Genomic DNA, 14,529 nt, shown 5'->3' with positions numbered 1-14,529 from the left:
GCCTACAAAACAAAAAACAAATCTCAAAACCAAAGAACCGTGGGGCGCACGGTCTTAAAGCTCAGTTAATGTCCTCATAGAGGAGTCACTGAGAAGCCCACACTCACCTGAAAGGGAGTGTGTGGAGTACGTCACCAAGTTACTTGTCAATAGTTAATGTATTGCAAATAGTAAAGCCTTAAATTAGCTAATTATTCTGATAAAGTCCTATTTCCTTGACAATATCGGCTGTAACTTTCTGTCTTAAATCATAAGGTGAGAGAATTTCTACCCTTGGTCGCCAAGCTCTTAACCGCATAGTTACATTATGATCCCCATGTCGGTACTGAAGACTGTAATAAGCATCCTTTGGGGAACGATTGGTGATAACCTTTAATAATTCTGCCTTGTGTTCTGAATTAACTACAGAACTTTGAATCAAATTTCTCGCTTTTTGATAGCCAATCAATTTAAAAGTTTCATGGCGAGAGGTATCCCGAATGTAGCGGTCATGATAATCTCGTTCAAATCGTAGCAGCATTAGTCGAGATTCTAAATAAAAATCAAATCCTAGTGCCTTATCCATTTGCAATTCTATTTCTTCTGGACTTGGTAAATTTCTTTGGTGATATCTTTGTTGTAAGTTTTTAGGAATCCCAGGATTTGTCCATTCAATTGGCGTGATGTTCTCGATTCTATCCAACCGAAAATTATACCAATCTGTTTTTCTATCAGGACTTTCCCCAAAGGCACATAAATACACTGCACGTTGTACATAATAAATGCAAACAGGATAAACCAAACATTCTATAGATTCTCCTAATCTAGCACTATTATAAATTAAGTTAATTGGTGGGACTGGACTTTGTGACCAAAGTTTTCGCAGTTCATATTGCCAATTTCCAACTTCGTCTACGGCAGTTACCACATAGTCTAGTTTCAAAAAAAACCGCTGCACGCCACCAATTTTTTGCGACATATTCTCAGCGATTTCTGCTAAGTCTTCTTGATTCAGGAAATTTAATTCATAATCATTAGGTTTAGTAGTAATAGGACGAGAAGGTAAATATTGAACTCGATGATATTTTTGCTCTCGATTTTCTAACCAACCTAATTCTTCTAAAATTTGTAAATCTGCTTGTAAAGAACGACGAGTTACCCCAAATAATCGTTTTTGGAGAATTTCATCTAAATTAGAGATATTAACATGAGATAATAAAGAGTGTTTCCATGTTTCCTGATTCAATCCAGTTTTATCATCAAACAACCATTCGGCAGTAGTTTTTGCACAATGACAGTTAGAGTCATGGAAATCGGGAATTGTTTCTCCTTTGGGGTGTGTCGAACTAAAGAAAGCGGTTTTCCAATCTGCCAATGTAAAACCATCCTCTAAGAATACATGATCTTGATCTTCTCCATATAAAGAACGTAACCACACCCACAACCGAATGGCACGGAGGAGGTTTTGTTTGAGAGAACCGCGTGCTAACCATTGCAACAGTTCTACTTGAGGAATATCAGAAAAAATTTGCTCAGACACTTGCAGCAATCCGATTTGATTTGTAAAGAAAAAGGGCAGTTAGAAACCGCGTCTACACAGGCAAAACCCACCTACATGGGTTAAATATCTTTGCTTTTTTTAGTCCGCATAGTCGGATTTGGCTTGTGTAGCAGCGACATCCAATCGCCTTTTCTTTGTAATTCCAGCATAGACTAATCTGGAATAGGCTGCTTCCAATGCCATGTATGATGTGATAGTTACTGAATCCGTAAAGGTAATGACTACTTACAACATTGAGTTAAAAAATGATATTTTGCGGGTGAGTTTTGGTGAACCTGCCCAAAATGACCAAATTGTCAAAGATGCTGCCACTAAGTTAGAGCAAATGCCACAGTCACAAGAGGAGGACAACTACTGAGAATTAATGGACCTGTTTCTATTCCTGTTGCTTTTGTGTTGGCACATAAATTAGCCCATATTTACGGAGCAATTGGTTTTTTTGATCCAAAATTAGGTAAATACGTGATTTGCATCACACACAACCCGGCATATAAACTGGGATATCTAATTGATTAAAGTCTAGAAAAGAAAACTCAACAATGGCTGAAACGGTAAAAGTTGTCTTATGTGGTCCTCCACAGTCGGGTAAATCTTGTTTGCGAGAAGGTTTAAAAAAAGCTATTCGTTGTATTCCTGGCGCACCATATCCTTATACGATTACTGTTAATCCTGATGGTGAGGGTAGTTGGTTTGCAGAAACGGCACAACGAGATTTAAGAGTAGCAACACGATACAAGAATGCTTATAAGACAGCATTTACACCGGAGTTTGCTATGTCCAGATCAGAATGGGTAAAAAATTGTGGTGAACCTTTGGCGATTTTTGATGTGGGGGGAAAAATCAGTTCAGCAAATAGGTTGATTATGCAATATGCCACTCATGCGGTGATCTTAGCTGGAGATAAGTCAAAAATACCTGCTTGGCAAGAGTTTTGTGCAGATTTACGGCTAGAAACTGTTGCCATTATACATAGTGATTTACATGAAGTGGGCGATCGCATTGATTCACAATCACCTATTCTCACGGGTACTGTTCACCGTTTACAGCGTGGGGAAGATGTTTCTAGTCGTCCGATGATTCAGGCTTTGGCTAGGGTTTTAGTGGGGTTAGTTTGAAGTTGCAGGGAGTTTTTATGGTGACAAGTTCTCAAGTTGCATTACAGGTTTTTCAACAGGCGATCGCAATTTTAGCAAAATGGGCTAATTCTGATGTTGCAAATAAGTTATTTCAATCATCTCCAAATACTATTGATAGTGCTGTCGAAGAAGCTCAGAAAATCCTATCTTGGACTACAGATGGAAAACCACAAGCATTAAGATTACTATTTGACTATGTGAATCTTGAAAAAGAGGAAAAAAAGGAGACAGAAGCACATTATTGGCAACCTAAAGCTATTGATAATAATGATCCTAAAATTCCCTATCCAGTGACAGAAAAACCAAGTTTAGAGAGTTTTAAACAAGAGGTAAAAGCAGCTTTAGATACCTTAGATCAAGAAGATGTTACAAATCTCTCTTTGTTGACATTAATTGTGGAAAAATTTGGCTCATTTATTAGTTTTGGAGCAGAAAATATAGCCTTAATAGATTTGGTTAAAAGTACAGCCGCAGTAGCAGCAGCTTTAGTAAATAATTCTGAATCTCAAAATATTACTTTAATTGCTGGTGATTTATCAGGGATTCAAAAGTTCATTTATACTATATCTTCTGATGGTGCATTAAAATCATTAAGAGCGAGGAGTTTTTATTTGGAGTTAGTTACTGAAGAAATAGTACAACAATTACTAGATAAATTACAATTAACTCGGACTAATGTAATTTATGCAGGTGGTGGTAATTTATATATTTTGGCATCTGGAAAACCAGGAATTAAGCAACTAATTCAAGAAGTTAGTCAAGATTTTAATAAATGGCTTTTGGATGAATTTCAAGGTAAAGTATTTCTGGCTTTAGATTGTTTTTGTTTTCCTAAAGATGATCTTAAACCAGAAGCTAAAACAGAAGATAAAACCTCTAAATTTGCAGAACATTGGTCAAAAGCAACCAAAAATTTAGCTAAACATAAATCTCAGAAATTTTGTACTCCAATTAGTGAGTTTAGTAAGTTCATCAAACCACGTTATAGTCATCAACCTTGTCGTGTGTGTTATCGTGATGATATAGAATCAGATAAGTTAAAAGCTCTGAATGATAATGAACTAGATTCAGTTTTAGCTTGTCCAAATTGCCGAAGTATGTTTGAATTGGGAGGGCAATTATTTAAAGTTAATGCTATTGTGAGATCAAAACAACCAAAGATATCTAAAACATTACATACATTGTCATTTTCTGGAGGTATTTACTATCATCTTGTTGAAAATTGGAAACAAATAGATCCTACTGCTGATACAGTTTTATTAGTCAATGATTGGACATTAGAACATTACCAATTCAAGAATTTTAATAATGTTTATCCTTTGCTGTTAGGTAACTATGGAAAGCAAGGAGAATTAGGCTTTATGCGTGCTGAAGAAATGGCAGAAAAAGCCCAAGGAATTAAAAGAGTTGCATCTTTAAGAATGGATGTAGATAGATTAGGACAAATATTTGCTAAAGGTTTAGGTAAAAATCAAACATTACCTAGATTAGCAGGACTTTCACGGCAAATGAGCTATTTCTTTAAGGTTTATCTCAATAGTTTGGCAAAGAAAAGAATCGGAAATATTCCTGAAAATTTTAAACAATTGTTGCCAAAAAATGAGGAATATAATATACTATTTATATATGCTGGGGGTGATGATTTATTTATTAGTGGTGCATGGAATGAAGCAGTAAATTTTGGCTTTGATGTTTATCAATGTTTTCGATCTTATACAGGATATAATCCAGATATTACCCTATCAGGTGGAATCAGCATTGATACACCTAAATTCCCTCTTTATCAAGCAGCAAAATCTTCTGGTCATGCTGAAGACGCAGCCAAAGGAAATGGTAGAGATAGTTTAGGATTATTTGGTCAAGTTTTTAAATGGAGTGAGTGGTTGGGATCAGAAAATATCAATATTTCAGATATTGAAACATTTGATAATGAAATAAAAAAATATTTAGGAGTAAATGCAAATATTGATCTATTTGGTATCTTACCATTTGTGAAAAAATTGGAAGAACAGCAAATAGAAATCAATTATACTCGTAGCTTTGTTCGCAATTTATTAGATACTGCTCAAATACAAAATTTGAAGATTGAAGAAATTGAGATGAAACGTAAAAAGGAGGAATATAAAGACGAAATCAAGGACATTCGTTACTATTTACACTTACCTAGAATAGCCTATACTTTGGCTAGATTACCTAATAAAATAGTAAATAACGATAGTTTTATTCCCATTCGTAAATCATTACTGAATCCTTATAACTCACGTTATTTTCAGGCTATAGCTACTTGGATTGAATTATTAAATCGTGGATAATTATATGCCAGAACCCATTAAACCAAAAATATCTTCTCCATCAGTAAGTTCCAATCAATTATCAATTTCTCAAAATAATATTAGTGGTACACATAATATTGTTGATGAGATTAAAAAAACTATTGATGGATTACCAGAAGGATTAAAAACGTACCCTATTAGAGATTTAGTTAACCATGCTAAAAACTTTGGTCCATATCTCAAAAACCAAAGATTAGAAACTAATCAAGTGCGTAAATTTCTGGATGCTGTTAATCGTTTAAAGGCTGAATTAGCTGAAAAAGGAGAATTTTCTGCAATAGAAATAGATGTGGTATTACTGCAACCCAAATTAGCTTATGCAGCAGCGAGACAAAGAGCAGCAAAACCATTAAGTGATGTGATGTCAGTTGCTATTGATAAAGTTCATAGCAAAGAAGATTTTGAGCGGTTAGTACAATTTTTAGAATCAATTATTGCTTATCACAAAGCAGAAGGAGGAAAATAATCATGACAGTATCTTATTTACAAACTCCCTTGTTAGGAAAAGTTACTCTCAAGTGTCAATTAACCGCAAAAACAGGGTTACATATTGGTGGTGGTGGTGAAAATTTAGATATTGGTGGATTGGATAAACCAGTAATTAGAGATCCTTTAACTAAATATCCATATTTACCCGGTTCATCAATTAAAGGTAAATTAAGAGCAACATTAGAAAGGTTATTAAATAAACCTCTAAATCGTCCTGGTAGTCGTGATACTAGACGTTATGAAAGTGATGATTTAGTAGATGGTTTTACCGAAGTAGAAAGAGATCGTTTTATCCGTTATGAAGGTGCGAGAACTTGCCAAATTAGCCGTTTATTTGGTTCTACAGGTGGTTCTAACTTTTGGATACCTATAGAGTCAGCAAGAAATGAAGGATTATTTTCTGATAAAAGTCCTACAAAAACAATTGAAGGTCAAAATTGTGTAAAAATTTCTAGCGGTAGAAATGCAACAAGTCGGTTAATTATTAGAGACAGTCATTTACATCCAGATTCTGCAACGCAATTAAAACAAGTAGATACTGGTTTGTTTATGACAGAATGGAAATTTGAAAATAACATTGATAGGGTTACAGCAGCAGCAAATCCTCGACAATTAGAAAGAGTTCCTGCGGGTTCAAAGTTTAATTTTGAATTAGTTTACACGATAGAAAATGCAGACCAAGCAGTTAAAGATTTAGAAAATATAGCGATCGCTCTGGCATTTTTAGAAGATGACGCATTAGGTGGAAATGGTTCAAGAGGATATGGAAAAGTAGTATTTGAAAACTTCCTTTTTACCTATCGTAGTTTAGATCAATATCGGCAAATGACACAAACACCAGGAGGAACATCAGCAATACAATCATTAGAACCTATTGCTAATACCGCAGCACTTTTAGAGAACTTCAGAAATTTGCGTGAGTACATCCAGCGATTATTACCAGGGAATTAATTATGAGTGTTTGGAAATTAGTGAAACTCAATTTTGGTAACAATCCCGCGCATTTTGGGGAACTAGGAATAGGAATGGAAGAAACGAGCGATCGCGTCCGTTCTGATAGCCTATTTAGTGCATGGGTTAGTAACTATGCGCGAATGTTTGGGAAAGATGCAGTAGAGAAATTATTACAGTTATTTCCTACTAAAGAACATCCTGAACTAATTCCACCATTGAGAATTAGTTCCACCTTTATTTATCGAGAGGTAGAGAAAGATGGAAATAAAAATACTATTTATTATCTCCCTCGTCCTCTCAAATTCCCTATCAACTATCCAGATGATGATTTAGCATTTTTCAAAACTTATAAAAAGCTGAATTATTTACCCTTAAAAATTTGGCAAAGATGGTATCAAGGACAAGGATTTACAGAGGATGATAAAAATGAATTAGAAAATCATCGTGAAGATAAACCAGAGGGAAAATTAGCAACAGCAGAAACATTTAATTACAAAAAAGCCTGTAAAACTCATCAACTTCCAAAAATAGGAATTGATAGAGTTACCACAGCTACTAACCTTTATCATACAGGCTTTGTTCACTTTGCTAGTGGTGATGGTAGTGATAAAAATACCGCAGGTTTATATTTTCTTGTGGAACTTTCTCCAGAAGGTGAAAAATTAGCGGATAAATTGCAAGCTGCTTTACATCTTTTAGGGGAAGAAGGAATAGGAGGAGAACGTTCTAGTGGTGCGGGAAGATTTACTGCTCAATGGTTAGATTTACCAAAGATTTGGCAAGAAGTTGTTAATTTTAAAGGTGGTAAATTTCACACTTTAATTAGCTTATTTTGGGATTCTAACCTGCAACCAGACTTTCTAAACAATTCCAGTTATGAAATACAAGAAAGAGGAGGTTGGATAGTAGAAAGCCAAATTCGTCGTCAAATGGTGCGGATGTTTAGCGAAGGTTCTGTTTTTACCTCCTCACTTTTAGGAAAACTGGTAAATGTCAAACCGAAAGAATTTACAAAACATGAAATTTACCGTAGTGGTATTAGTTTAACCCTACCAATTAATACAAAAGAGGAAAAAGATAATGACAATTGCTGCTGAATTAGCATTAAAAAAACCTGACTTTTATGAAACTAGAAAAATACAGTTAACCAGTCCTATTTTACATATTGGTTCATCTGTATCTCGGTTAAATCCCTTTGAATATGTACAGACAGCAAAGAAAGTTTATCTTCCGAATCAAGAAGCATTAGCTAAAGCATTATTAAAAAAAGGAGGAAGGTTTTTAAATGATTATATTCAAGCAATTGAAAATAATGAAAATATCACCAAACTTTTAGAACAAGCATTTGGTAATGAATGGTGGAATACAAAAGATACTAATGAAAATCCCATTTTTCCTGAAAATGCAATTAGTCAGAATTGGACACAAGAAAAGATTTCTGATTTACGTCCGATGATTCGTAATGGTATAGGATATTTGTTTATCCCTGGTTCATCTATTAAAGGAGCAATAAAAACCGCAATACTTTATCATTTATTAAAACATCCAGATAAATATAAAGTTCCCCAAACTAGCAGAGTAAGTGAAATTGAAAAACAACTGAAAGCAAGATTAGGAGAATTAAGCAGTAAACGTAATCAAACATTTGCTGATGATAAAATTATGGATAGTTTATTTTCTGACTTTTCTTTAATTTATCAAGGTAAAACATTTAGTGGTAGTAGTCAAAATACAGATATTTTACGCTGTTTAAAAGTTAGTGATTCAGAATCATTAATTAAAACAGAAGTGACTGGAAGAACAGGTAGACCAAGTGTTGTAAATTTACCAGTAGTGGTAGAAGTAGTGGTTTCTAGTAGATTTGATGATTATAAAGCAAAATATAAAGCCTCGCTTTATGTGGAAATGGTCAGGAATGTGAAAACAGAATTTACTATCACATTGGATAAAGAAATGTTGAGTTGGTTTAAACATAAACAAGGAATGAAATTACCATTTAATAACATTGATGAATTATTACAAATATGCCAAGAATTTGCACAAGAACAATGGGATTATGAACATGATTATTGGAGTGCAATAGAAAATAATCCTAAAGCATCTGGTAGGAATTTAGATTTTAGTAATATTGGTGATTTTTACGAACCCGAAAAATGTCCTTATGGAATGCGATTAGGTTGGGGTAGTGGGATGACAGGAACAACAGTAGGGTTATGTTTTGATGATGAGTTGAGAGAAAAATTAAGAGATATTTGTGGTATTAAAGCACCTGGTTTTGAAGCTCCAAAATCGCGGAGAACTATTGTTACTTCTGATGGGGAAATTAAGCTAGTACCAGGATGGGTTAAGTGGAAAATATTGTAATTTATTCGTTAATTTATTGATTATGATTGGAAAAATAATTCATGACCGTTATAAAATTGTATATTTTTTAGGGGGGGGAGGATTTGGTAGAGCTTATTTAGCTAAAGACATAAATTCTTCAGATAATAATTGGTGTGTACTTAAACAGCTTAAATCCGTATTTAATCCACTGAATAATATGAATTATGAAACAGCAAAACGACTATTTTATACTGAAGCAGAAACTCTTAGAATCTTAGGGAACTATAATCAAATTCCTAAACTGTTTAATTTTTTTGAAGAAAATCAACACTTGTATTTAGTTGAAGAATTTATAGATGGATATGAATTAAGTGAAGAAATGAATAATAGAAGTTTTAATGAACAAGAAATTTATAATTTACTATTTGATATTCTGACAATACTTAAATTTGTACAGGATAATAATGTAATTCATCGTGACATTTCTCCAGATAATTTGATTAGGAGAAAAGAAGATAATAAACTTGTATTAATTGATTTTGGTGCTGTAAAACAGTTACTTATTGATCCTGATGGTAAACTAAGAAGAAAAAATACGATTACTATCGGAAAAGAAGATTATATGCCACATGAACAAGCAGATGGTAGACCAGGCTATTATAGTGATATCTATGCTGTAGGTATAATTGGTATTCAGGCTTGTATAGGATATATACCTTCAAAAGATTATGATTCTGGAGAGATAACTTGGAAACATGATTCATATATTAGTTCTCAATTAGCAAATATTTTAGATAAAATGACAACTTATTATGTTAAAAATCGTTATCAATCAGCTTTAGAGGTGTTAACTGATTTAGAAAAATTATCATATTTATACATAAATTCAGATAATCAAACTTTAATATCCTTTAAGTACAATTATACTCAACAATGGTATACAAGAGGCAATAATTTGAAGAACATTAAGCATCATAATGAAGCTATTCTGCTATATAAGAAAGTGTTAGAAATCAATCCTTCACATTTTGGATCTCTTTTTAATATGGGTGTAGCTTACAGTTATTTAAGTCTTTATGAAGAAGCTCTAAAAGTATTTAATAAGTTACTAGAAGTAAAACCATTTAATATTAAAACTTTATTGCAGAAAGGTATAATTTTATATAAAATGATGCTTTATGATGAAGCCTTTAAAATTTTTGAAATTGTGACTCAAACTCAACCGAAGCAAGCATTAGCTTGGTTTTATAAAACTCTTATTTTACAACAACTTAATGAACAAGAAGCAGTAATTGATGCTTATCAAGAAGCCGTAAAACTCAGACCATACTATCAAAATTTACTAAATTCATATTTGTAGGTTCAAATGCTAATCAATTCTACATTTACCTTAACTGTACCCACATCAATAATTTTACCCCGTCCCTATGGGTTAGAATTAATCAAACAACTACATCAAAAACTCAACCTAGAAATAGGAACTGAAAACATCCCCTCAGTTTCCTACTCAGGAATTACAGGAGATTATTTAACATCCAGAGATTTTATCACATTCCATCCAGAGGAATTTTATCAATTATCCTTATCTGGATTAAATGAAACATCTGCTAAAGCAATTTCTCATCTTCAATTGGGAGATTCATTAGAATTTTTAGGAGCAAAATTTAACATTATTAATCGGGAAGATGAAATCACTAGTTATGAGGAATTATATACAGCATTAGTAGGAAATGAACCCGAACCTATCAGAAATTATCACTTACAATTTATCACTCCTACGGCATTTTCTCAAGGTAATTCAAAATTATGCTTACCTGTTCCTACATTAATGTTTCATAGTTGGTTGGAAAAGTGGAATAATTTTGCACCTGTTTATTTAGGAGGTGATGAATTAATTGCTTATTTGAATAATGCAATATTACTTAAATATCACAAAATTCAAACACGAACTTACCAATTACATAAGGGCTTTGTTAATGGATTTATTGGTGATGTGAGGTTACAAGTTTTTCAACGTGCTGATCCTTTATTAGCAAATGTGGCTAATTTATTAGTTCAATATGCGCGGTTTGCTGGTACGGGAATTAAGACACGGTTGGGAATGGGACAGACAATTATAAAAAACTGAAAATTTGAGGAATAAAAAGATTATGGAAACCATGATAATGACTGTAGGAACTTCACTTCTTACAAATCGAGATGAGAATTTAGAAAAAAAACGTCCTTGGGTGGGACAGAAAAACATAGGCGATCGTAAAATAGCTATTCAATGGATGAGTGAAATAGATCCAGAACTTATTAGTGCTGAAACAAATACAATATGGCGACTTAATCCTAATTTTCATGATGAAATTTTATTGCTACATTCAGATACTCCATCAGGGTTAGAATGTGCAGAAGTCTTAAAAGAATATCTAGAAAGTATTCATCATCAAAAAGATGTTTCATTACATCCAATCCCAGGAATTAATTATGATTTAGATGAGTCAGCTTCAGCACTAGAAAAAATGGCGGTACTTCTGAAAGATTTGATTACACAATCAAAAGGAAATATTACTTTAGCCGCAACAGGTGGTTTTAAAGCCCAAACAATGATTATGGCACTAATAGGTAATACCTTTAAAATTCCTGTATGCTATGTTCATGAACAGTATAAGGCTCTTATTTATTTACCATATTTATCTGATACTGCTGAACCTCAAGTATTAATAAAACTTGCTAATTTACCTGAATCTGGTTTAGATAGGTCACAAATTATCAGAGTTCAAAATAATTCCTATGGACATCATAGACCAAAGGTATGGAAAAAAGTAGAAAAAATGCTTCAAGATATTCCTTGGGTTGAGTATGTCAGGTTTGATCAAAATGCGTTTTCTGCTCCTAAAAATCAAATAAAAGCAGCTACAAGAAAAACTGGTGATGGTCGTCATATATTTTGGATTCACTTATATGAAAGTGAAGAAAAAAAGATGGCTGTTTCTGTGGAAACTACAGGTTATACACCAGAACATTTGGAACAAGCAACAAAAGAACTACGCGAACGCTTAGGTAGATTGATTTAAAAGGAAAATTTAACTACTTACCCCTACAAGAAAATTACAAGAAGATAAAAAGGAGATAAAAATGCAACTTTTAACCGTATTAGGAACAGGTAGATATGAAAAAACTTGCTATACTTGGCAAGAGAAACAACTAGAAACTCGTTATGTAGCTCATGCTTTATGTGAATTTTTTCAACCAGATCAAGTAACAGTATTAGTTACAAAAGAAGCAAAAGAAGCACATTGGAATACTCTACAAGAAACATTAGGCGATCGCTTTAAATCTACAGATGTTCTCATTCCTTCAGGAAAAGTAGAAACTGAAGTATGGGAAATATTTGATGCAGTGGTTAATTCTGTTGAACCTAACGCCAAAGTTTTATTTGATATTACCCATGCTTTTCGTTCCATTCCTCTTTTAGTGTTATTAGCAGCAGCATTTTTACAAAAAGCCAGAAATGTAGAAATTGTGGGAGTTTACTATGGTGCATTTGAAGCAAACCGCGAACAACCACCTATTTTTGATTTAACTCCTGCAATTAAATTATTAGACTGGTTAACCGCTACTGATAAATTTTTAAGTACAGGTTCATCAGTTGAATTAGGAAATTTATTGAGTACAATTCAACAAGATTTTTACCGTAGTGGTAAACAAAAAACATCAGAAATTAGACCAATTAAACTCAGAATTTTTGGCGATCGCATTCAAGCGTTATCGCGTTCTATTGAATTAGTTCGTCCTATTGACTTAATTACAGAATCAGCAAAACTTCAAAATATTCCCACCTCTGAATTGCAAGAGGAAGTAGGTGCGTTTGCTAAACCTTTTGAGCTTCTTTTGACCCAAATTCAAAATGATTATAGTCAATTTGCTCTCATAAATATTGAGCAAAGTAGTCCTCAAGAACAATTGCAAAAACAATTTCTGCTTTTACGTTGGTATATTGCGAAAAAGCTCAGTTGTCAAGCAATTTTATTAGGTAGAGAATGGTTAGTTTCTGCCATTTGCATAGCTGATGGAATTAATGATTATCGAGATAGAATTAAACGTAAAGATATAGAAACACAACTAGGACAAATGACAGGAGCTAATCCTAATTTTAATCAGCCAATAATTAAATATGTTACCAGTGCTGAAAAACTAGGAGGTTTGTGGTCAACTTTAACAGAATATCGTAATGATATTGCCCATGCTCAAATGCGTCCTGCTGATATTAGTGCTGCAACATTAGAAGAATATGCACAGAATAAATTAGTTCAAGGATTATCAGAACTACTACCTGAATTTACGGCATAATACTATATTTACCATACAATTTAGTATTTTGTAGGCAAGTTAAACCGAAAGGCAAAAACTAGCCTAAAATAAAGGGAGTTGGTAAAACTAGTTTTACTAGCTATGTTTTCTCTCCCTTTTTTCAGTAACAACCTACCTTGAGTGAAAAAGCAAGTTATGAGTGAACAAACAAAAGATAAAGTATATTTAGTTACAGGTGTAAGAATAGCAATAGATAGCGACGATGGTATTTTAATAGCAGGAATACTTTCAGATAATCCATTTATAGAAGATCAAGAATCTGATTCCTCAGTGAACCCAATAGCTAACTTTGCGTTTACTAGACAACAAGCGACTTTTTTAAGAAATCGTCTAAATGAATTCCTCAAGGATGAAAAATGAATTCACCTAATAATTTAATTAAAAAATCTTGGCATTTTATAGATAAAACAGATACTTCTTGGAGTCATTTTGGAGAATCTTCTTTAGTAACTGAAGAATTAACTAATCTTGATGCTACAAGTAAAATAAAAGGATTATTAGAGAATTTGGCTGAAGTAGCTAATGTCAAAAGTGTTAGAGCTATAGCTTTAAGATTTCCTAATATCCATTGGGTTGATTTTGAATTAGAGTTACATTCTGATACAGAATTAGACTATGAAGATTGGAATAAAGTGCAAGACTTAGTAATTGATTGTGAATGGAAATTACGAGATGATTCTGGCGAAAAATGGTATTTTAATGCTGAACCTGTCAGCAAGTTTGCCACACTGAAAGAAGGTTCTAGAGTAATAGATATACATGAAAAAAAACAAATCTCTAGTTCCATCTCAACTTACTTTATCAATCTGGTTATAAGTTAATTAATCATAGACTTTTTTGACAACAATCATCATGACTTGTGAACACTACCTTGAGCAAGCTAAAACTAATGAACAAGCAGCACGTGATCTGGAAAAAACCTATCCAGATTGGACTGTAACAATGTGTTTTTATGCAGCATTGCACTGGGTAGAATACTATGCTTGTAAGACAGGTTGCGATATAAACCAGGAATACCCTGGGCCATCTCCCCATAGTTCTCGCAAAGATTATATCAGGGAACTAGCATTTGAACTAGGTAATAGGAGTCTACGTAATGCCTATATTGAATTAGAGTCTGAAAGCCGCAAAGCTAGATATTTACAAGATATAAATACTGGTGCAAAACTGTATTACACTAATAACAAATTTAAGGTTAATCAATCTTTTCAAAATCTACAAAAAATCAGGTTATTATTAGGAGGTTAAGTTTCAACAGTCTGCGACAAAGAACAGAAATCCTCGTGCAACGCTGGTCACAAGCTCAAAATGTCCCTTGTCCAGTTGTTACCCTACAAACAGGAGAAAACCCAGAAGACCCCCGTTTTGAAGGTGATATAGTCTTCTGCACCAT

16 protein-coding genes are annotated in these 14,529 nt (G+C 33.3%); 15 read left to right on the top strand and 1 reads right to left on the bottom strand.

From position 1 onward, the window contains the following. Positions 1-187: 187 nt before the first annotated feature. Complete coding sequence (locus tag PN471_RS07210; protein ID WP_271776262.1) at positions 188-1,519, bottom strand: TIGR03985 family CRISPR-associated protein; 1,332 nt, start codon at positions 1,517-1,519, stop codon at positions 188-190. Positions 1,520-1,757: 238 nt separating this feature from the next. Here PN471_RS07210 and PN471_RS07205 point away from each other — a divergent pair, with 238 nt between their 5' ends. From PN471_RS07205 to PN471_RS07135, 15 genes are all read left to right on the top strand, one after another. After that, a complete protein-coding gene (locus PN471_RS07205; protein WP_271776261.1) occupies positions 1,758-1,898 on the top strand; it encodes a hypothetical protein in 141 nt (46 codons plus the stop codon). A 35-nt stretch (positions 1,899-1,933) separates the two neighbouring features. Further along, the gene (locus PN471_RS07200) at positions 1,934-2,056 is read left to right on the top strand and encodes a CRISPR-associated protein Csx3 (RefSeq protein WP_271776260.1); all 123 of its coding nucleotides are present in this window, start codon (positions 1,934-1,936) and stop codon (positions 2,054-2,056) included. A 23-nt stretch (positions 2,057-2,079) separates the two neighbouring features. Continuing rightward, on the top strand, positions 2,080-2,655 hold the full coding sequence (locus tag PN471_RS07195; protein ID WP_271776259.1) for a hypothetical protein: 576 nt from the start codon (positions 2,080-2,082) through the stop codon (positions 2,653-2,655). A 17-nt stretch (positions 2,656-2,672) separates the two neighbouring features. Beyond that, positions 2,673-4,988 (top strand): type III-A CRISPR-associated protein Cas10/Csm1, encoded by a 2,316-nt coding sequence (gene cas10, locus PN471_RS07190; protein WP_271776258.1) that lies wholly within the window; start codon positions 2,673-2,675, stop codon positions 4,986-4,988. Positions 4,989-4,992: 4 nt separating this feature from the next. Beyond that, positions 4,993-5,475 (top strand): type III-A CRISPR-associated protein Csm2, encoded by a 483-nt coding sequence (gene csm2, locus PN471_RS07185; protein ID WP_271776257.1) that lies wholly within the window; start codon positions 4,993-4,995, stop codon positions 5,473-5,475. Positions 5,476-5,477: 2 nt separating this feature from the next. Then, complete coding sequence (gene csm3, locus PN471_RS07180; protein WP_271776256.1) at positions 5,478-6,449, top strand: type III-A CRISPR-associated RAMP protein Csm3; 972 nt, start codon at positions 5,478-5,480, stop codon at positions 6,447-6,449. A 2-nt stretch (positions 6,450-6,451) separates the two neighbouring features. Then, complete coding sequence (csm4, locus tag PN471_RS07175; protein WP_271776255.1) at positions 6,452-7,549, top strand: type III-A CRISPR-associated RAMP protein Csm4; 1,098 nt, start codon at positions 6,452-6,454, stop codon at positions 7,547-7,549. Next, positions 7,533-8,816, top strand: a complete 1,284-nt coding sequence (csm5, locus tag PN471_RS07170) for a type III-A CRISPR-associated RAMP protein Csm5 (protein ID WP_271776254.1) — start codon at positions 7,533-7,535, stop codon at positions 8,814-8,816. The genes csm4 and csm5 overlap by 17 nt, the downstream gene beginning before the upstream one ends. Before the next feature lie 22 nt (positions 8,817-8,838). After that, positions 8,839-10,137, top strand: coding sequence for a serine/threonine-protein kinase (locus tag PN471_RS07165; protein ID WP_271776253.1), 1,299 nt, complete (start codon positions 8,839-8,841; stop codon positions 10,135-10,137). Between the two features lie 6 nt (positions 10,138-10,143). Further along, entirely contained in the window at positions 10,144-10,905 is a 762-nt protein-coding gene (cas6, locus tag PN471_RS07160; RefSeq protein ID WP_271776252.1) for a CRISPR system precrRNA processing endoribonuclease RAMP protein Cas6, read from the top strand. A gap of 22 nt (positions 10,906-10,927) precedes the next feature. Continuing rightward, positions 10,928-11,839 (top strand): putative CRISPR-associated protein, encoded by a 912-nt coding sequence (locus PN471_RS07155; RefSeq protein ID WP_271776251.1) that lies wholly within the window; start codon positions 10,928-10,930, stop codon positions 11,837-11,839. A gap of 61 nt (positions 11,840-11,900) precedes the next feature. After that, positions 11,901-13,115: a TIGR02221 family CRISPR-associated protein gene (gene csx2 / locus PN471_RS07150; RefSeq protein ID WP_271776250.1), complete on the top strand. Its 1,215-nt coding sequence runs from the start codon at positions 11,901-11,903 to the stop codon at positions 13,113-13,115. A gap of 156 nt (positions 13,116-13,271) precedes the next feature. Beyond that, positions 13,272-13,496, top strand: coding sequence for a hypothetical protein (locus PN471_RS07145; protein ID WP_271776249.1), 225 nt, complete (start codon positions 13,272-13,274; stop codon positions 13,494-13,496). After that, on the top strand, positions 13,493-13,957 hold the full coding sequence (locus PN471_RS07140) for a hypothetical protein (protein ID WP_271776248.1): 465 nt from the start codon (positions 13,493-13,495) through the stop codon (positions 13,955-13,957). The genes PN471_RS07145 and PN471_RS07140 overlap by 4 nt, the downstream gene beginning before the upstream one ends. A gap of 31 nt (positions 13,958-13,988) precedes the next feature. Next, positions 13,989-14,384: a hypothetical protein gene (locus PN471_RS07135; RefSeq protein ID WP_271776247.1), complete on the top strand. Its 396-nt coding sequence runs from the start codon at positions 13,989-13,991 to the stop codon at positions 14,382-14,384. Positions 14,385-14,529: the final 145 nt, after the last annotated feature.

The sequence above is a fragment of the Aphanizomenon sp. CS-733/32 genome, from assembly GCF_028330045.1.
Taxonomy (GTDB): Bacteria; Cyanobacteriota; Cyanobacteriia; order Cyanobacteriales; family Nostocaceae; genus Dolichospermum; species Dolichospermum gracile.
This window is presented reverse-complemented; position numbering and strand designations above follow the sequence as displayed.